Consider the following 414-nt stretch of genomic DNA (forward strand, 5'->3'; position numbering starts at 1 on the left):
AATAACAACGGCAAACTGTTCGTCGGTTCGATCGTTTACTTTCTGACCGACGACGTTGAACTGCGTCTGGGCTACGACTAAGTGCACAACGTGCGTTCCGACGACGGCAAGAACGTTAAAGGCGCTAACACCGCTCTGGACGCTCTGTACCACTTCAACAACCCAGGCGACATGCTGCGTCCATACGTCTCGGCCGGTTTCTCCGACCAGAGCATCGACCAGAACGGTTCGAACAGCCGTGACCGTTCGACCTTCGCTAACGTTGGTGGCGGCGCCAAGCTGTACTTCACTGACAACTTCTACGCCCGTGCTGGCGTTGAAGCTCAGTACAACATCGACAAAGGCGACACCGAGTGGGCTCCAAGCGTCGGTATCGGTGTGAACTTCGGTGGCGGCTCCAAGCCTGCTGCTGCT

At 56.8% G+C, this 414-nt stretch carries 1 pseudogene; it reads left to right on the top strand.

Annotation, left to right across the window (positions count from 1 at the left end):
- Window positions 1-414 (top strand): annotated as a pseudogene (locus ACIP1X_RS18380) (OmpA family protein); the annotation flags it as partial.

Source organism: Pseudomonas sp. NPDC088885 (genome assembly GCF_044750025.1).
GTDB classification, from domain to species: Bacteria; Pseudomonadota; Gammaproteobacteria; order Pseudomonadales; family Pseudomonadaceae; genus Aquipseudomonas; species Aquipseudomonas rustica.